Here is a 17110-nt window from a genome sequence, read left to right as displayed (position 1 = left end):
CCCCCCCCCCCCTACTCGGCGTAGGCCGCGCTGCCCCCTCCGGCCCTCTGGGCCACCTCCCCCAGAGGGGGAGGAGAACAAAGAAAAAGGAGCGCCGGATCACTCCCGCGCTCCTTCTTTTTTGGCCCGTCGGCAAGCCGACAAGCCGGGCTTTTTGGCCCGTCGACCGGCCGGGCGAACCCGGCCGATCTCAAGTCCCGGTCAGACTACCACTTCTTCGTCACGGCCACGAAGATGCGGCGGCCGATCATGTCGTAGTTGCCGATCTGGGCGACGCCCGTACGGAGCTGACCCGACGAGGCGGCCGGCGGACGCTCGTCGAAGGCGTTGTTGACGCCGATCTGGGTCGACATGTCGCCGAAGTCCTTCTTCACCGAGAACGTGTGGTACGACATGAACTCGGAGTGGATCTTGTAGTAGGCGCAGGCATTCACGGCGGCGGTGCAGCTGGTGGTCACGCCGTTGGGGATGTCCGTGTACTTCGACACCGGGAAGATGTCGCCCTGGTTGGCCGGCTGGGTCACGTCCGAACCCTTGCCGATCATGTTGACGCCCCAATACAGCGTCCAGTCGTCCTTCTTCCAGCTGGCCGACAGGTTACCCGAGAAGCCCGGACCGTCGAAGGTATAGGTGGTGCCCAGGTAGTTCAGCGGGGTCGCGCCGCCCAGCAGGGTGATGACGTTCTTGGTCATCCACGTGAACTGCGAGTTCACCGACAGCTTGCCGCCGAACAGCGACTGACCGTAGTGCGTGGTCAGGTCGATGCCGTGGTTCACCTGCGTGGCGACGTTCACGTAGCTGTTCTGGACCGACACGATGTAGAACTTCGACGGATCACGCGTGAACAGCGAGCAGAACGGGTTCGTCGGGAAGTCCGCCGAATTGTAGCACTGCTTCAGGATGTTCGACGCGCCGAACTGGCGGACTTCGTTGTCGATGTTGATCGTGAAGTAATCGACCGCCACGTTCAGGTCCGCGAACTTCGGCGACCAGACGAAGCCGAAGGTGTTGGTCGCGGCCGTCTCGGCCTTCAGGTTGCCCTGGCCGCCGGTCGAGTAGACCGTGGCGCTGGAGCCGCCCAGGGCGTTGTACGAGTTCGGGATGCCTTGCGCGGCGCAGTTGGTGCGGATCGTCTGCGAGGCCGTGGTCGAGTTGGCCAGGTCGTAGCAGGGGTCGATCGCGCTCTGGCTCGAGTAGCCGATCTGGTTGCCCAGATACAGTTCGTACAGCGACGGGGCGCGGAACGAGGTGCCGTGCGTGAAGCGCAGCGTCACCGACGGCAGCACCTGCCAGTTGGCGCCGACCTTCCACGTGGCGTCAGAGCCGTACGAGGCATAGTCCGAATAGCGGCCCGACAGGCTGACGTCGAAACGCTCCATCAGGAACTGGTCGCGGACCAGCGGCAGGTTCAGCTCGCCGAAGACTTCCTTCGAGCTGTCGTCGCCCTTGGTCTGGCCGGCCGAGCTGTAGAGCGCCATGTTGCGGTTGGCGGCCTGGTAGCCCGGCTTGTCGTTGATGCGCTCCTTGCGGACCTGGAAGCCGAACGCGCCGCCGACGGGGCCGGTCGGCAGGCTGAACAGGTCGCCCGAGATCGAGCCTTCGACATAGGCGTGCGAGTACTCGGTCGTGCCCGTCTCGTTGAAGAACAGGAAGTCGCGCTCGGCCTGGGTGAACTGACCCTGCAGGATGCGGTTCGAGGTCCACGGGATACCGTTCGGCAGGGCCGAGCAGTTGAAGTTCGAGAAGTTGCCGCCGGCCGGGTTGTTGGTGCAGGCGACGTTCGGGCTGTTCAGGGCGACGAGGCGGTCCAGATAGACGCGCGGACCGAAGTCATAGGTCGCGTCCGACTTGGAGTACTGGCCGAACAGGTCCCAGTCCCAGCCGCCGTTCCAGTCGATCGAGCCGCGCAGGCCCGCGACGGCGCGGTAGTACTTCACGTCCTGGTGGCCGTTCGACTCGTAGGCCGTGACGGTCACGGCGTTCTCGCCGAGCGTGTTGTTCGGGTTCGAACCCGGCAGGTAGTTCGCCGCGCCGTTCAGCGTGTTGCGCTGGGCGAACGACTGGAACAGCTGGGCCGCGCCGATCTGGGCCGACTTGCGCTCGCTGAACATCAGCTCGGTATAGGCTTCGACGTTCGGCGTGATCTGGTAGCCGCCGTTGAAGGTCACGGTCGAGCGGATTTCCGGCGAGACCGTGCTGGAGCGATCGTACAGCGGACTGGTCGTCGGCGCGTAGCTGTAGGTGCCCGGATAGCCGATGCGGTTGAAGCGGGCGAAGCCGTTGATCGTCGAGTTGTTGCCCTGGGCGACCGTCGGATAGGTCGCGCCCGGGGTGACCGGGACCAGGTTGACCGAGCCGTTGACCAGCTGGACGTAGCCGTTGGTCAGGTTGTTGCACTTGAACTGGCCAGTGACCGAGTCGAGGTAGTCCTTGCGGGCGCCGGTCTTCGGGTCGAACAGGTAGTCGGCGGCGCAGGCGGTGTCCGCGCGGTCCGAACGACGCAGGATTTCCTGGCGGAAGTACTCGCCCGAGACGTTGAAGTAGCCCTTGTCGAAGGTCTTACCCCAGGCGGCGGTGGCGCGGTACGACTTGCCGCCGTGGTCCAGCGGGTTGCTGCCGTACAGCTTCACCTCGCCGCCATCCATCTTGGTGCGGGTGATGATGTTGACGACGCCGGCGACGGCGTCCGAACCGTAGACCGACGAGGCGCCGTCCTTCAGGATTTCGACGCGCTCGACGATCGATTCCGGAACGGTGCCCAGGTCGAACGGGCCGACCTGGCCGCGCACGCCGGCCGGACCGGCGCGACGGCCGTTCAGCAGCACCAGGGTGCGGTTGGCGCCGAGGCCGCGCAGCGAGATCGTGCTGACGCCCGGACCGCCGGTGACGTTGTAGCCGGTGTACTGGTTGTTGATCTGGGCCGAGCCGGCCGCCAGGGTCGAGTTCTGCAGGACGGCCGACAGCGTGGCCGAGCCTTCCATTTCGGCGCGCTCGGCCGTCAGCACCTGGATCGGGGCCGAGGCGGTGAATTCCGAACGACGGATGCGCGAGCCGGTGACGGTGATCGCTTCGACTTCCTGCGTCTCCTGAGCGGCGGGCGCGTCGGCAGCCGGAGCCGGGGTCGTCTGGGCGTGAGCCATGGCGGCCAGGGACAGGACGCCGGTGATCACGGTCGTGCCGAGCAGCAGATTCTTATTCAACTTCAACAGGTAATCCCCCAAGGGCGGTACTAAAGGTTTCCCAACCGACCCTCGGCGCGAACGCCCCCTGATCGGCGGGGCGCGCCCTGTAACAGCTTCGTCGCAAACGCCAACATTACCGAAAGTAAATCTGCCCGCTATTAGGCATAACGTGGCTATATGAACACGCTTTTGCCCCGATTTGGGGAATTTAGTTCATGTAACGCCGATAGGTTGGCAATATTTTCCAATTTTCGAATGGACGGAATTCATCCAACCGAAGTCCGTATCCGCGAAAATTCTTGCGCGGACGACGAATTACCCAGGACATTCATTGCACAAAAATTGATCAGACGATCAATCCAGGTCGCGCGGACCGAATGAATGGGGCAGCAACGTCCAGAAAAGCGTCCTCTGGGTCGCTTCTCCACCTTGAATTGAGACGATCTCGCACGTTTCGCCCGCGAACTCGGCGATGCGCTGGCGGCAGGCGCCGCACGGCTGGACCACCGCATCGGATCCGGCGGCGATCAGCACCTTGTCGATCACCCGCGAACCGCCGGCGGTGATCATCGCCCCGATCGCCGTCTGCTCGGCGCAGGTCCCCGACGGATAGGCGGCGTTCTCGACATTGACCCCGTAGTGGACGCGGCCCTCGTCATCGATCACCGCCGCGGCCACCGTGAAGTTGGAATAGCGGGCATAGGCGCGCGACAGCAGGTCCGGCAGCGTGCGGGCGGCTTCGGTTTCAACGGTTTTGGGGTCGGCGCTCATGCGGTTTCTTGCCTTCCGGCAGGATCGCGCCGGGGAGAGAGGCAATCAGCCGCAGCAGCGCCGCGCAAGCAAAAAAGTAAGCGCCGACTTACTCTTCGCCAGGCGCCTTGGCGATGATCGACAGGGCGTGGACGGGGCCCGCAAGCTCCTCGGCCAGGACCTGCATCACCATGCGCTGGCGCATCACCCGCGCCTTGCCGGCAAAGGCCTCGGCTTCGATTCGCAGATTGAAGTGGCTTTCGCCCGAACCGGTGTGCCCAGCGTGGCCGTGGTGGCGGTCACTATCGTCCACGAGGTCGAGCTTGGAAGGCGAAAAAGCCTCGGTCAGCTTGCGGCGAATGGTGTCCGTAACGGCGCCCATGATGCGACTCTTGCTTGTCAATCCTTGAACGGAAATAGCGTGGGCTTACTCTAGACGCCATGAGCCGCGAGTTCGAATACCGCCCCAAGTTCACCGACATCCGCGTCCGCCCTCCCAAGAAGGGCGAGGACGACGTGGTCAACGACGTGCTGGGCCTCAAGCCCGGCGAAAAGCGCTGCGATCATCCCGACTGCCGACTGGCGGGATCGACCAAGGCGCCGAAGTCGCGCGACCTGCCGAACCAGCACTACTGGTTCTGTCAGGCGCACGCGGCCGAGTACAACAAGAACTGGAACTTCTACGCCGGCATGAGCGAGGGCCAGATCCGCGCCGCCCAGGAGGCCGAACGCCAGACCGGCGGCCGGCCGACCTGGAGCTTCAAGGCCGACGCCAATTCGCGGGAAGCCGCGGCCGCGGCCGCGCGCGACGCCCGGGCGTTCGCCGACCCGTTCGGCATCTTCCGCGCCCAGCAGCGCAAGGCCGAATCGGCGCGCGACGCCGCCGAGCGCAGCCTGGGCAAGCTGGAGCGCCAGGCCCTGGCCGACCTCGACCTGGAAGCCGGCGCCGACAGCGCGGCGATCAAGGCCAAGTACAAGGAACTGCTCAAGCGCTGCCACCCCGACGTCAACGGCGGCGACCGCAGCGCCGAGCACAAGCTCCAGCGCGTGATCAAGGCGTACAAGACCCTGCAGAAGTCAGGGATGGTGAAGGCCTAGGCCTTCACCGAGGGCGGCAGCGGGATCGTCAGCTCGGTCCTCGCGCCGCCGGCCGTGCGCTCGAACACCAGGCTTCCGCCGATCGGCTCCAGCCGTCCGCGCAGATTGCGCAGCCCCTGCCCGCCGCCCACCTGGGCCGGAGCAGCCTCGCCGCCGACGCCGTCGTCGCGCAGCACCACCCGCAGGCGATCGCCCTCCTCGTCGACTTCGACCGACAGCCGGCTGGCCCGCGCGTGCTTGAGGGTGTTGGTCACCGTCTCGCGCACCGTCGAGATCAGGACCTTGTAGACGCCATAGTCCAGCGCCCTCGGCGCCGCCTCGCCCAGGCTGATCGGCCAGTCCAGCTCAAGGCCGGCATAGGCCAGGCGCTCTTCCGTCTCGTGCCGCAGGTCGGCGATCACCTGCTCAAGAGCGATGGCGTCGCCCGACAGGCCGCTGAGGATGACCCGGATGTCGGCCATCGCCTCGCGGACGTCGCGCCGTGCGGCCGGCAGGTCCTCGCGGTGCAGGCTGGTCAGCAGCCGGGCCCCGACATCGTCGTGCAGATCGCGGGCGATCCGCACCCGCTCCTCGGTCACCCCGCGCCGATAACTCTCGCGCGCCGACTCGGCCTGGCGCATCAGCCCGACCAGCTGGGTCGCCAGCCGCACGTCGGGCTTGCGGAACATGCCCTGGCCCTGGCCGCGATAGCGCAGCAGCGTCGCCGGCCCGTCCGCTGTCGCCGGCACCACCAGCTCCAGGCCGTGCTGGCGCAGCTGCGGCGCGGTGACGGCCTCGTCCAAGTCCGCGATCTCCAGCGGCGTGAACAGCCGCCGCAGCAGGTCCAGCCAGCCGGCGCGGCGGGCGGCGGGGTCGGGCTTGAACGCCACCCCGGCCGCCATCTCGAACAGGGCGTCGTTGCTGACCGCCCGATGCTGGGTCATCCGCCGCCACAGGCGACTGCGCAGCGGCAGATAGGCGGCGGCGACGGCCAGGATCGACAGACTGAACGCCGCGCCGGTCTGCACGTGCAGGGCCATGACCAGGGCCCCGTCGACCGCCAGCAAGCCCAGCGCCGCCAGTACGGCCAGGATCAGCCGGTAGGCCCAGAGATCCAGGTCCAGCAGCCGATAGCGTCCGACCGCCACGGCCATGCCGGCGAAGATCACGATCAGCGGCCCGAACGCCGTGCCGTCGCTGGCGATCGACGGCGACTTCAGCAGCTTGGGCGCGGCCATCATCACCACCAGCAGGCCCGCGCCGACCAGGGTGATCAGGCCGATCCACCGCAGGGCGCCGCGATCCAGCGGGCTGAGCGCCGCATTGCGCCACTGCCGCCACAGCAGCCAGGCGAACACCGGCAGTTGGGCCAGCAGGCCGGCATAGTAGGTTTCCAGCGACAGCCAGCCCAGCCCGCCGCCCACCGCCCAGGCCACGGCGGCCAAAGCCAGGACGCCCAGCCAGGCGGGCCGGACGATCCGCTGTGGGAAGACGGCGAACTGCGCCAGGGTGGCGGCGCCGTAGAGGCTGCTGCCGATCAGGTTGGCGGTGTTCAGCGCCCACAGCAGGCGGCCGTCGGCGCTGACCGCCCGGGCGTCGAACAGCGCGCCCGAGAACGCCGCGATCAGCAGGCCCAGGGCCGCCAGGGCGAACATCCGCGCGCCCCAGTCGGCGGGCCGCAGCACCCAGATCCAGGCCCCGATGATCCAGACGACCAGGCCGCCGCCCAGCAGCATCCAGACATCGGGCGAGAGGCCCGCCAGGGTCTGGCGCATGGGCCGCAGGGTATGACTGCCCTCCGGCCACGACAGCCGGACCTCGCCGCCAGCCAGCATCCGCGCCAGGCGCGTGCGGTCGGCGTACCAGGCGGCGACGTCGGTCGTGGCGCTGTCGGGCGCGTAGTCCTGGACCAGCGCCTCGGCGACGTCGCTGACCACGTCCCCGGACCCGGCGAAGGTGACCCGGGTCTGGCCCGGCAGCGACGCCAGCACGCGGCCATCGCTCGCCTGGACCCGGATCGCCGCGCCGTCCGGCAGGAAGCGCACCGCCGCCCCCGGCATCTGCAGGGCCATCCAGACCACGGCGACCGCCAGCAGGATGCCGACATAGGCCGCCAGCAGGATCTGGAACACCGGCGGCGCGGGCCACCTGGCCATCAGGCCGGCCAGCCGGGCCTTCCAGGCGGGAGCGCGATCGGGGCTGATGCTGACCAAGGGACGCTCGCGACGACGGATGCTCCCGTCTTAAGCCCTGGCCGGCCTGGCCGGAAGCGTCGTCCTTGCGGAGCAGACCCCGCATGAGCCATGCTCCCGCCGCCTTTGGGCGAGGGACAGGACTTCATGAGTGTGAGTGATCCAGACTGGCGCGCCCCGGTCGATGACCCGACGCCGGTGAGCCCGGTGCCGTTCGGCAAGCCCTGGAGCATCTGGGCCTGGGGCGGACTGATCTCGACCGCGGGCCTGGCCCTGGCCGTCGCGCCGCGCCCCGTGCTGGACCTGCTGCACGCCCATGTCGAACCCGCGTCCCTGCCCTGGGTGCGATTCGCCGGCCTGGTCCTGCTGGCCTACGGCATGGGCTACCACGTGGCCGGCTGGACCGGTCAGCGCACCTATATGCGGGCCTCGGTGGTGCTGCGGGTGTTCTCGCTGGTGGTGATCGGCGCCTTCGTCCTGCTGGACTGGCTGCCCAAGGCCTGGCTGGCCGTGGGTCTGTTCGACATGGTCGGCGCGGTGTGGACGACGCTGGAGCTGCGCTGGCGGCCGAAGCCGAAGAACCCCTAGGTGAGCGATACAGCCGAACTTCCGTCGGGCTTCACCTCGATCGACGCCGCCATCGGCTGGCGGGGCGGCCGCAAGGACAGCGGCGATCTCTTCCAGTTCAGCTACGGCTTGGCGACCGGCTGGACCTTGGTCGCCGAATACGATGGGGATATCGGATCGGCTTGGGTCGTCGTGGAAGATCCCGTCAGCTACCGGGTCTGCGACGAGGGCGAACTTCTCGACTACTGGACACGCCGGCAGGCGGAAGACGCCCCCGTCTCCTTCGCCTACGAGATCGCGCGCAGCGCCTATCTGGACGAGCTCAATCGCGGCGTGACGGCGCTGGCTACCGGTCCTCTTCGCCACTTTCTCCTCGGCGGCCAGAACCAGTGCCTGGAGGTCATCGCCCGCGAGACGCCGCGCCTAGTCTACGAGCGCCCGGTTTTCCCGGCGGACTGATCCAGCCGCCGCCGCTGCACGAAGAACGCCGCCAGCCAGCAGGCCATGGCCCAGGCCGCGCCCATGCACCAGCCGGCCAGCACGTCGCTGGCCCAGTGGACGCCCAGATAGACGCGGCTGGCGCCCACCAGCAGGCTGACCAGTACGGCGGCGGCGACCGCCAGCACCTTTACCCGCCGCTTCTGCGCGAAGCGCGCGGCCAGGACGCCCAGGGTCAGGAACACCACGGCCGACAGCATGGCATGACCCGACGGGAAGCTGGCGTTGACCGCCTCGACGGCGCGGTAGACGAGGTCTGGCCGCTCGCGCTCGAACACCGCCTTCAGGCCCTGGCTGATCAGCAGGCCCCCGCCCGCCCCGGCCACCAGCAGCAGCCCTTCCGTCCAGCGGCGCAGGGACGCGAGGAAGGCGAAGGCCAGCAGGATCACCAACCCCAGCACCGTCACCGAGCCCAGGGCCGTGATGTCGGTGGCGGCGATGTGCAGCCACTTGGGCCCGATCAGCGCGTGCGGATCGCCGTCTACGCGCAGGGCCCGAAGGACCGAAAGATCGACCGCCCGGGTCTCGCCCTCGGCCACTTCCTCGGCGATCGACAGGAAGCCCCAGCCGCCCAGCGTGACGACCAGCAGGGCGCAGGTCGCGCCAAGCTCGCGCCGCGCGGTCGCCAGCAACCCTGGAAAGTCGATACGGATCAAGCGGATAGTCATCTAGTCGACACTTCTCGCAACAACATTTCTCATAAGAAACATGAACTTAAGCTGAGCGGGGCCGTTCATGCTGGCTCTAGGTCGAGCATCCTAGGGTGCTCTCACCTTCAAAGGAGATCCGATATGAAACGCCTCATCACCGCTTCCCTCGCCGTCCTGATGCTGGCCGGTGGCGCGAGCGCCGCTTCCGCCCAGGCCTATGGCCGCGACCACAACAACAACGGCCGCTACGACGCTCGCGATCGCGCCTACGAAAACGGCCGCCGCGACCAGGCCCGCGCCGAGGACCGTCAGGACCGCCGCGACGCCCGTCGCTGGGCCAAGGGTCAACGCCTCGACAGCCGTTATCGCGGCAACACCTACTATGTCAGCGATTATCGCGCCCGTGGCCTGCGTCACCCGCCGCGCGGCTATCGCTGGCAGCGCGTGAACGACCAGTACGTCCTGGCCGCCGTCGCGACCGGCCTGATCGCCTCGGTGATCATCGCCAACCACTAAAAAAGTGGGCTCGGAGGGGGCGTCGCAACGCGGCGCCCTCTTCCCCTACCCAGGGTCAAGCGTTTAATCGGGTAATCATGCCCGAGTTCGCCGACACCAGCTCCGCCAACGATCCCCTGATCACCCTGGTCCCCGACAAGTGGGTGACGCTCCGCGACGCGTTCGGCGTGGACAGCGACATGAAGGTCCCGGCCTTCTCGCACCGCGACCCGCACGTCCCCGAGATCGACACCGCCTACAAGTTCGATCCGCAGACGACCAAGGCCATCTGCGCCGGCTTCGCCAAGGATCGCCGCGTGATGGTCCAGGGCTATCACGGCACCGGCAAGTCCACGCACATCGAGCAGATCGCCGCGCGCCTGAACTGGCCGCTGGTCCGCGTGAACCTCGACAGCCACGTTTCCCGTATCGACCTGGTCGGCAAGGACGCCATCGTCCTGAAGGAAGGCAAGCAGGTCACCGAATTCCGCGAAGGCATCCTGCCCTGGGCCCTGCAGCGCCCGATCGCCCTGGTGTTCGACGAATATGACGCCGGCCGTCCGGACGTGATGTTCGTGATCCAGCGCGTGCTGGAAGCCGGCGGCAAGCTGACCCTGCTGGACCAGAACCGCGTCATCCGCGCCAACCCGTATTTCCGGCTGTTTTCGACGACCAACACCATCGGTCTGGGCGACACCACCGGCCTCTATCACGGCACCCAGCAGATCAACCAAGGCCAGATGGACCGCTGGTCGATCGTCACGACGCTCAACTACCTGGAGCACGACGTCGAGGCCGCCATCGTGCTGGCCAAGAACCCGTCGTACGACACGGCCGAGGGCAAGCGCACCCTGGCCGCCATGGTCCGCGTCGCCGACATGACCCGCAACGCCTTCATGAACGGCGACATCTCGACCGTCATGAGCCCGCGTACGGTGATCACCTGGGCCCAGAACGCCGAGATCTTCGATCACGACGTGGCCCTGGCCTTCCGCCTGACCTTCCTGAACAAGTGCGACGAGCTGGAGCGCCCCACGGTGGCCGAGTTCTTCCAGCGCGCGTTCGGCACGGACCTCCCGGAAAGCGCGGCGCGGGTGAAGGTGGCCTGACGTGAAGCTCCGGCTCGCGGCGCTGCTCCTGCTCGCCGCGACCGGAAGCCTCGCTGAGAGGGCAAGGGCGAGGTGATCGACCTCTACAATTTTGCGCCGGCCCCCAGCCTCGGCGGCTGCCGGGTGGGCGCGCCCTATATCCTCGATGACTGGACGAGCCAGCGCCTACATCCCATCGACGGCCAGACGATCACGTTCGAGGATCGCTGGATGCAGCTGCGCATCACCGGCGACAAGCGCCTGTCCCTGGACGCCCTGCGCGCCCTGACCGCGCCGGCGCGCTAAGCCGCGCGCGGGACGATCTTGTCCAGCTCCGCGCCCATCTTCCGGCGCTGCTCCATCAGGTCGGAGTCGATCTGAATAGATTGCATATTGCTCAATATACGCCGCTTGGCGTTGGCAGCATGATCCGACAAGACGCCCCGTCCGGAACCCCTTCCCCTGACACCCCGTTCGACCTGCGACGCTTATCTGGAGACGCCCCCATGACCGATATCACCTACATCATCGTCGAGCACGACGGCGGCTGGGCCTACAAGGTGGGCGACACGTTCTCCGAGACCTTCCCGAACCACGACGCGGCGCTCAGGGCGGCCAAGCGGGCGGCGGGCGAGCAGCAGGTGTCGGGCGAGACCGAAAGCATTTCCTACGAGGACAAGAACGCGGTCTGGCATCGCGAGGTCTCGGACGGCGGTGATCGGCCGACGACCCACGTCGAGGACAAGTAACGGGAGGACAAGTAACGGTCCCGTTCCGAAATCGGCCCGGTTCTTGCGGTATGGTGCTTCCTGAAGCCCATTTTGAGACAAGGGTCGCCACCGATGTTCGCCAAGAAGCAAGAGACCGCGCCGCTGGCCCTGGCGCCGCTGGACCCCCAGCCGCGCGCCGGGCAGCCGGTCTCGGTCACGCCCGTGGCCCCGCCGCCGCGTCCGAAGCCGGCCTCGATGTTCACGCAAGGCATGACGATCCGCGGCGACGTGGTCGGCGATGTCGAAGTGCATCTCGACTGCGTGGTGCTGGGCGACGTGAAGGTCGGCAAGCTGATCGTCGGCCCCAACGCCCGCGTCGAAGGCACGATCGTCGCCCAGGCCGTCGAGATCCACGGCCTGGTGATCGGCTCGGTGACCGCCCAGGCCGTGCGCCTGTACGGCACCGCCCGCATCGACGGCGACATCACCCATGAGCAGCTGGCCATGGAAACCGGCGCCCAGTTCGAGGGTCGCAGCCTGAAGTTCCGCCGGCCGGCTCCGCCGCAACCGCAAGCCCAGCAGCCGCAGCAGGCTCAGGCCTATGCGCCGCAGCCGGCTCCTGCGCCCGCCTCGGCTCCTGCCCCTGCCCCCGCCGCCCCACCGTCGGCTTCGCAGACGCCGTACAGCCACGTCGCACACTGAGCTTTCTGACGCGTTTTAAGGCGCCGCGAGCATTCTTTCTGCGCGCGACTGCCGCCGAAACCGGCGTCCACTTTCGGCTGTCGCGCTCGCCTGTGGCGCGGCGGCCACGCGGTCGCGCTTTCGCGGAAAACCTCGGAACGCTGACGCTAAGCCGGGCTTTGAACAGATGTAGGCCGGCGTGAACCGGCCTGGATCGAGGAGCTCAAATCCATGGCCGGCAAGCCGTTGAAGATCGTGCCCCCCGTTTCGGGTGTAGCGGAAATCTACGACCTGGGACGTGGTCCCGAGACCACCGCCCAGCGCGTCAAACGCCTGCAGGAAGAAGCCCGCATGCTGGCCCGCGAGGAGATCGAGCGTCTCGATCGCGACCTGCGCCGCCTGGCCGAGCAAGCCAAGGCCATCGCCGACGGCGGCGAGGCCTATCCAGCCGGCATCCGCGACCTGGCGAGCCGCATCGGCGTCGATACGGCCCAGCGCGCCGAAATCCTCAGCGCGCTGCTGAGCCGCTCGCACTAATTCGAACAACAACGCCCTAACGGAACCTCCCCGCCCATTTGGGGGCGTGGCGAGGAGGTTCCGAGGCTCGCCCGCCCTGGTGTGGGGGACGGTCGGCGGACGCGCGGCGGGGCCGGCCTGAACATCCCCGCTGTCCCAGCGCGATACACCGCGCCAAATCGGACCCGGAACAGAGCCTGCCGGTTCCTCCGAGCTACGGTCGCGCTCGCGGGACGGATGCGCCGACCTTCCCGAAAAATTCAGGCCGCCGCATTGGCCATCTTGCGCAGGCGACGCGCCAGGTCCTCGGGCCGGTCGGCGATCTGGTCGAACAGCGCCTGGACCTCGGCCTCGCCGAACCCCGCCGCCCGCAAGGTGCGCCAGGCCCCGGCCAGCACGGCCTCGGCGATGTCCAACCGGTCGTCGGTGATACGCAAGCCAGCGCCGAACGGGCTCTGGAAGACGGCAGTCTGATCGGCGAAGGCCATGACGGGCTCCTGGCGGCGCAGTAATGTTCCTTTTTTGTTCTTATTATTCGCCGGAGTCGAGTCCTCTCGAACTCAAAACGAAAAAGCCCCGGGACCTTGGGTCCCAGGGCTGGCGGCGTGTCGGGGCGGACAGCGCCTATCGGATCGCCGGCTCACAACGGCGATCCAATCTCGTGAAGGCTTAGCGGCAGACGGTCCGCTCGTAGTACGAACCGTTCCAGCGGTCGTACTCGCGAGTCGTCCAGCAATCGCGGCCATGGTGGCCGTAGTACGGACGCGGCTCGTAGTAGCCGTAGCCGCCGTAGTAGCGCGGCGGAGGCGGCGGCGGGGCGTAGTAGCCCTGGTCGTAGTAGCCGCGACCGCGGCGGTCGTTATTCGAGATCGCCGAGCCGACCGCCAGGCCGACGATGCCGGCGGCGACGGCCACGGCGGCGGTGTCGTTGCCGCGATGGCCGCGATAGTGGCGGTAGCGCGAGTCCGCCGAGGCCGTGGTCGCGGCGGCGACCATCGAGAGCGCGGCGAGGCCGGCGGCGATCCGACCGGCCGTGGTGATCATCTTGTTGGCCATCGTGGCCTCCTCTGGATCCTTCGCTCCTGGGCGGCGCGGCGCGTCGTCTAAGCGTTAGGTGAACGATCGGACTTCGCGCCTGAACGGCGCCTGAACGGAATCCTTCAACGGCTCTCGAAACCGGTTTGTTCATCTTTTTCAGGGAGGGTGGCGTCGAAACAGCCTTCTTGCGACCTCCACGGAGACCGCCGCCATGACGACCGACACCGTGTCTTACGCCCAGGGCCAGGCCCTGCAGGTCCTCTCGTTCGAGGTCGGGGCCCAGACCTATTGCGTCCCCGTCAGCGCGGTGCGCGAGATCCGCGGCGTCACCCCGCCGACCCCGCTGCCCGAGGCTCCGCCCTATGTGCGCGGCGTCATCAATCTGCGCGGCCAGGTCATGCCGGTCATCGACCTGTCGTGGCGCCTGGGCAAGGGCGCGGCGCAGGACGGCGCCCGCCAGGTCATCATCGTGGTCGAGAACCATGACGACGTCGCCGGCCTGCTGGTCGACGCCGTCTGCGACAGCTTCACCGTCGAGGCCGAGCACATCAACGCGCCCCCGGCCCTGGGCGACGGCGAGGACTCGCCGCTGGTCTCGGCCGTGATCACCAGCGGCGAAGGCGACATGACGGTCCTGCTGGCCGTCAGCCGCATCCTGCCGGAACGCCAGGTCGCGCTCGCGGCCTAAGGCGAACTAGCCGCCCAGGAAGTCGTAGTACTCGACGGCGTCCAGACCGACGCCGGCCAGCTTGACGACGTTCTGCAGGGCGAAGCTCTGGCCGGTGACCTCGCCGGCGAACACGAACACGTCGGACCCGACCTTCACCGCGGTGAAGTTCATCCCCGCCTCGCCGGTCGCCATCCGCTCCTGGGCCAGGCCGAACGCCTCGCCGTAGGTGGCGGCCGTCTTCTCGGCATAGCTCCAGGCGAACGCGCCGGTCTTGAAGACCAGGCGGTCGGTGATCTCGAAGCCGTTGATCACATCGACGCCAGCGCCGGTGTCGTCGACAGGCATCGAGTCGCCGATGGCGAACTTGAAGGTGTCGCGCCCCTCGCCGCCGGTCATGATGTCCAGGCCCTTGCCGCCGACCAGGGTGTCGCCGCCGCCGCGGCCGTCCAGCACGTCGTTACCGTCACCGCCCGTCAGCAGGTTCTTGCCGGCGTCGCCCGACAGCTTGTCGTCCCAGCGCGAGCCCGTCAGGTTCTCGATCGAGATCAGCTTGTCGGTGACGTAGACGTTGGCGCTCTGCGCGTCGGTGATCGCCAGGTCCAGCTTCACGCCGCTGTCGGCGTCGGCATAGTCGGCGGTGTCCGAGCCCTCGCCGCCGTCCAGGATGTTGACGCCCCGGCCGCCAGCCAGGACGTCGTCGCCGCCCATGCCCTTGAGCGTGTCGTTGCCGCCAAGACCTTGGAGCAGGTTCTTGCCGTCATTGCCGGTCAGGGTGTCGTCGCCGCTCTGGCTGCCGATCACGCCTTCGATCGAGATCAGGTGGTCGATGCCCGGGCCGGCATAAAGAGCGCTATTGTCCTGCACCTCCTGGCGCAGGTCGATCTTCACCCCGGCGCTGAACGCATAGCTGGCCATGTCGAAGCCGTCGCCGCCGTCGATGATGTCGTCGCCCATGCCGCCCTGGATGACGTTGTCGGCGGCGTTGCCGATGATGTGGTCGGCGTTGTTCGAGCCCAGGACATTCTCGACGTTGCGGATATCCACGTAGAACCGGTCGGTGATGACGGTCTGCATGCCGGCGATCCGCAGGTCGACCGTGGGCCTCTGCAGGCTGTTGCTGACCAGGGTCGACAGGTCCAGCTCGTCATTGCCCGCGCCGCCGTCGATGATGTGGTGGCCGGTCGCGTCCAGGAACTGGAAGACGTCGTCGCCATCGCCGCCGTCGGCCGTCGCGGCCGTCAGGACCTCGCTGCCGCCGACCGAGAGCTGCATGCGGTCGTTGCCCGCGCCGCCGAACATGTCGTCGCCGCCGACCGAGGCGCTCAGGAAATCGTTGCCGTCGCCGCCGTCCAGGATGCCGCCGCCGTAGCCGTAGAGGATGTCGTTGCCGCCCGCGCCGTACAGATGGCTGCCCTCGGCGCCGGACAGGATGTCGTTGAAGTTGGTGCCGCGCACGCCTTCGATCGAGATGAAGGTGTCCGTGCCGTGCCCCGGATTGCTGGCCCCGCCCGTGCTGAGGTTGACGTAGACGCCGAAGTCCTCGCCGCCGGTCTCGTAGCTGACGATGTCGAAGCCCGCGCCGCCGTCCAGCACGTCGTCGCCCAAGCCGCCGGCCAGGACATTGTCGTGGGCGTCCCCCGTCAGGCGGTCGTTGCCCGCCCCGCCCTGGAGGTTCTCGATCCCCTGCGCATCCACCTTCAGGCCCGGAGCCACTTCCTGCGGGCCGGTCTTGGAGAGATCGTAGGTCACGCCGACCGTGCCGGTGAAGCGCAGGGTGTCCGAACCCTCGCCGCCGTCCACGATGGTCGTCCCCTTGGTCCCGGCGATCGTCAGGATGTCGGCGCCGGCGCCGCCCAGCAGCATGTCGCCGTCACCATCGACGCTGGAGCTCAGGACGTCATTGCCGTCGCCGCCCTCCAGCGTGTCGTGGCCGCCGACGGCCTGCAGGATGTCGTCGCCACCGTTGCCCGCCAGGTAGTTCTCGGACGCGTTGCCGATGAAGTGGTCGTCGCCCGACGAGCCCCACAGAGCCTCGATCGAGATCAGGCGATCCTTGCCGTGGGCGGTGCTGAGGAACTGGTTCTGGATCGGGATGCGCAGGTCGACATAGACGCCGCCCTCGATGCCGTCCTCGTAGCTGACGACATCGAAGCCGTCGCCGCCGTCGATGAAGTCGTCGCCCGCCCCGCCTTCCAGGTGGTCGTCGCCGGCCCCGCCATAAAGGTTGTCCGCGCCCGCGCCGCCGGTCAGGTAGTTGTCCTTGGCGTCCCCCTGCAGGGTGTCGGCGAATTTCGAGCCCAGCAGGTTCTCGATGCCGCTCAGGGTGTCCTTGCCGGCCCCGACCGTGTCCTGGGCCGTGGTCAGCTTCAGGTCGACCTTCACGCCGGCCGTGGCGTCCTCGTAGGAGGCCCAGTCCGACCCCGCGCCGCCCTTGACGATGTCGTCGCCCGCGCCGCCGACCAGGTAGTCGTCGCCGTCGCCGCCATCCAGGGTGTCGGTCCCGGCGCTGCCCCACAGGGTGTCGTTACCCTTGCCGCCGCTGACCGTGTCGTTGCCCTTGCCGCCGACCATCATGTTGTCGTTGGCGTCGCCGGTCAGGGTGTCGTTGAAATCCGAGCCGTAGACATTCTCGATCCCGGTCAGCTTGTCCGTGCCCGAGCCGCCGGTGTTCTGAGCCGTGGTGAGGTTGAGGTCGACCTTCACGCCGGCCGTGGCGTCTTCATAGGCCGCCCAGTCGTTGCCGGCCCCGCCGTCGATGGTGTCGTTGCCGGCGCCGCCCAGGATGTAGTCGTCGCCGTCGCCGCCTTGCAGGATGTCGACGCCATCGTTGCCGGCCAGGACGTCGTCGCCCGCGCCACCCTTCAGAGTGTCGTTTCCGCCGTAGCCATAGATCACGTCGTTGTCGGCGCCGCCGGTCAGTACGTCGGCGCGTTCGGTGCCCTGATAATCCATCGCCCTAAACCCCTCGGAACAAGCTGCAACCTCAGCGTGATCCG

General features: G+C 67.7%; 18 protein-coding genes. 10 read left to right on the top strand and 8 right to left on the bottom strand.

Annotated features, from left to right (window positions below; translation table 11 throughout):
• Positions 1-206: 206 nt before the first annotated feature.
• The 3 genes from AC07YH_RS23170 to AC07YH_RS23160 all read right to left on the bottom strand — a co-directional run bounded on the left by AC07YH_RS23170 (position 207) and on the right by AC07YH_RS23160 (position 4317).
• Entirely contained in the window at positions 207-3206 is a 3000-nt protein-coding gene (locus AC07YH_RS23170; protein ID WP_494749265.1) for a TonB-dependent receptor plug domain-containing protein, read from the bottom strand.
• Between the two features lie 330 nt (positions 3207-3536).
• Positions 3537-3953, bottom strand: a complete 417-nt coding sequence (gene cdd, locus AC07YH_RS23165) for a cytidine deaminase (RefSeq protein ID WP_494749264.1) — start codon at positions 3951-3953, stop codon at positions 3537-3539.
• A gap of 88 nt (positions 3954-4041) precedes the next feature.
• The gene (locus AC07YH_RS23160) at positions 4042-4317 is read right to left on the bottom strand and encodes a BolA family protein (protein WP_494749275.1); all 276 of its coding nucleotides are present in this window, start codon (positions 4315-4317) and stop codon (positions 4042-4044) included.
• Positions 4318-4373: 56 nt separating this feature from the next.
• Here AC07YH_RS23160 and AC07YH_RS23155 point away from each other — a divergent pair, with 56 nt between their 5' ends.
• Positions 4374-5030: a J domain-containing protein gene (locus AC07YH_RS23155; protein ID WP_494623499.1), complete on the top strand. Its 657-nt coding sequence runs from the start codon at positions 4374-4376 to the stop codon at positions 5028-5030.
• Here the strand turns inward: AC07YH_RS23155 and AC07YH_RS23150 are convergent.
• The gene (locus AC07YH_RS23150) at positions 5027-7222 is read right to left on the bottom strand and encodes a sensor histidine kinase (protein WP_494749263.1); all 2196 of its coding nucleotides are present in this window, start codon (positions 7220-7222) and stop codon (positions 5027-5029) included. The two genes, AC07YH_RS23155 and AC07YH_RS23150, sit on opposite strands and share 4 nt — an antisense overlap.
• A 126-nt stretch (positions 7223-7348) precedes the next feature.
• Between AC07YH_RS23150 and AC07YH_RS23145 the strand changes: the two genes are divergently transcribed.
• Positions 7349-7789: a hypothetical protein gene (locus AC07YH_RS23145; protein ID WP_494749262.1), complete on the top strand. Its 441-nt coding sequence runs from the start codon at positions 7349-7351 to the stop codon at positions 7787-7789.
• The gene (locus AC07YH_RS23140; RefSeq protein WP_494749261.1) at positions 7790-8227 is read left to right on the top strand and encodes a hypothetical protein; all 438 of its coding nucleotides are present in this window, start codon (positions 7790-7792) and stop codon (positions 8225-8227) included. It abuts the gene before it with no gap.
• Here the strand turns inward: AC07YH_RS23140 and AC07YH_RS23135 are convergent.
• Positions 8197-8934 (bottom strand): phosphatase PAP2 family protein, encoded by a 738-nt coding sequence (locus AC07YH_RS23135; protein WP_494749260.1) that lies wholly within the window; start codon positions 8932-8934, stop codon positions 8197-8199. The genes AC07YH_RS23140 and AC07YH_RS23135 overlap by 31 nt on opposite strands.
• A gap of 123 nt (positions 8935-9057) precedes the next feature.
• Here AC07YH_RS23135 and AC07YH_RS23130 point away from each other — a divergent pair, with 123 nt between their 5' ends.
• The 6 genes from AC07YH_RS23130 (at position 9058) to AC07YH_RS23105 (ending at position 12427) form a co-directional block, all read left to right on the top strand.
• Positions 9058-9432, top strand: coding sequence for an RcnB family protein (locus tag AC07YH_RS23130; protein ID WP_494749259.1), 375 nt, complete (start codon positions 9058-9060; stop codon positions 9430-9432).
• 77 nt (positions 9433-9509) lie between these two features.
• Positions 9510-10520 carry a cobaltochelatase subunit CobS gene (gene cobS / locus AC07YH_RS23125; protein ID WP_494749258.1) on the top strand — a complete coding sequence of 337 codons (1011 nt, stop codon included), beginning with the start codon at positions 9510-9512 and terminating at the stop codon, positions 10518-10520.
• A 72-nt stretch (positions 10521-10592) separates the two neighbouring features.
• Positions 10593-10805, top strand: coding sequence for a hypothetical protein (locus AC07YH_RS23120; protein ID WP_494749257.1), 213 nt, complete (start codon positions 10593-10595; stop codon positions 10803-10805).
• Between the two features lie 200 nt (positions 10806-11005).
• A complete protein-coding gene (locus AC07YH_RS23115; protein WP_494749256.1) occupies positions 11006-11248 on the top strand; it encodes a DUF2188 domain-containing protein in 243 nt (80 codons plus the stop codon).
• Positions 11249-11341: 93 nt separating this feature from the next.
• On the top strand, positions 11342-11911 hold the full coding sequence (locus tag AC07YH_RS23110) for a bactofilin family protein (RefSeq protein WP_494749255.1): 570 nt from the start codon (positions 11342-11344) through the stop codon (positions 11909-11911).
• Between the two features lie 210 nt (positions 11912-12121).
• Entirely contained in the window at positions 12122-12427 is a 306-nt protein-coding gene (locus AC07YH_RS23105) for a HAMP domain-containing protein (RefSeq protein WP_494749254.1), read from the top strand.
• Positions 12428-12666: 239 nt separating this feature from the next.
• Here the strand turns inward: AC07YH_RS23105 and AC07YH_RS23100 are convergent, their stop codons facing one another.
• Positions 12667-12894 carry a hypothetical protein gene (locus AC07YH_RS23100; protein WP_494749253.1) on the bottom strand — a complete coding sequence of 76 codons (228 nt, stop codon included), beginning with the start codon at positions 12892-12894 and terminating at the stop codon, positions 12667-12669.
• Positions 12895-13075: 181 nt separating this feature from the next.
• Entirely contained in the window at positions 13076-13462 is a 387-nt protein-coding gene (locus tag AC07YH_RS23095; RefSeq protein WP_494749252.1) for a hypothetical protein, read from the bottom strand.
• 193 nt (positions 13463-13655) lie between these two features.
• On the opposite strand from AC07YH_RS23095, the gene AC07YH_RS23090 reads away from it, so the two are divergent.
• Positions 13656-14132: a chemotaxis protein CheW gene (locus tag AC07YH_RS23090; protein WP_494749251.1), complete on the top strand. Its 477-nt coding sequence runs from the start codon at positions 13656-13658 to the stop codon at positions 14130-14132.
• Positions 14133-14138: 6 nt separating this feature from the next.
• Here AC07YH_RS23090 and AC07YH_RS23085 read toward each other — a convergent pair whose 3' ends face one another.
• Positions 14139-17066: a beta strand repeat-containing protein gene (locus tag AC07YH_RS23085; protein ID WP_494749250.1), complete on the bottom strand. Its 2928-nt coding sequence runs from the start codon at positions 17064-17066 to the stop codon at positions 14139-14141.
• Positions 17067-17110 lie beyond the last annotated feature (44 nt).

The sequence above is a fragment of the Caulobacter sp. GW456-12-1-14-TSB4 genome, assembly GCF_059424195.1.
Note: the sequence above shows the minus strand (reverse complement) of the source record. Positions and strands in the feature narration are given on the sequence as shown.

Bases quoted from the DNA above. Each gene is read 5' to 3' on its own strand.
- cdd (WP_494749264.1), bottom strand. From the start codon at position 3,953: ATGAGCGCCGACCCCAAAACCGTTGAAACCGAAGCCGCCCGCACGCTG.
- AC07YH_RS23155 (WP_494623499.1), top strand. From the start codon at position 4,374: ATGAGCCGCGAGTTCGAATACCGCCCCAAGTTCACCGACATCCGCGTC.
- AC07YH_RS23145 (WP_494749262.1), top strand. From the start codon at position 7,349: ATGAGTGTGAGTGATCCAGACTGGCGCGCCCCGGTCGATGACCCGACG.
- AC07YH_RS23135 (WP_494749260.1), bottom strand. From the start codon at position 8,934: ATGACTATCCGCTTGATCCGTATCGACTTTCCAGGGTTGCTGGCGACC.
- AC07YH_RS23130 (WP_494749259.1), top strand. From the start codon at position 9,058: ATGAAACGCCTCATCACCGCTTCCCTCGCCGTCCTGATGCTGGCCGGT.
- cobS (WP_494749258.1), top strand. From the start codon at position 9,510: ATGCCCGAGTTCGCCGACACCAGCTCCGCCAACGATCCCCTGATCACC.
- AC07YH_RS23115 (WP_494749256.1), top strand. From the start codon at position 11,006: ATGACCGATATCACCTACATCATCGTCGAGCACGACGGCGGCTGGGCC.
- AC07YH_RS23110 (WP_494749255.1), top strand. From the start codon at position 11,342: ATGTTCGCCAAGAAGCAAGAGACCGCGCCGCTGGCCCTGGCGCCGCTG.
- AC07YH_RS23105 (WP_494749254.1), top strand. From the start codon at position 12,122: ATGGCCGGCAAGCCGTTGAAGATCGTGCCCCCCGTTTCGGGTGTAGCG.
- AC07YH_RS23100 (WP_494749253.1), bottom strand. From the start codon at position 12,894: ATGGCCTTCGCCGATCAGACTGCCGTCTTCCAGAGCCCGTTCGGCGCT.
- AC07YH_RS23095 (WP_494749252.1), bottom strand. From the start codon at position 13,462: ATGGCCAACAAGATGATCACCACGGCCGGTCGGATCGCCGCCGGCCTC.
- AC07YH_RS23090 (WP_494749251.1), top strand. From the start codon at position 13,656: ATGACGACCGACACCGTGTCTTACGCCCAGGGCCAGGCCCTGCAGGTC.
- AC07YH_RS23085 (WP_494749250.1), bottom strand. From the start codon at position 17,066: ATGGATTATCAGGGCACCGAACGCGCCGACGTACTGACCGGCGGCGCC.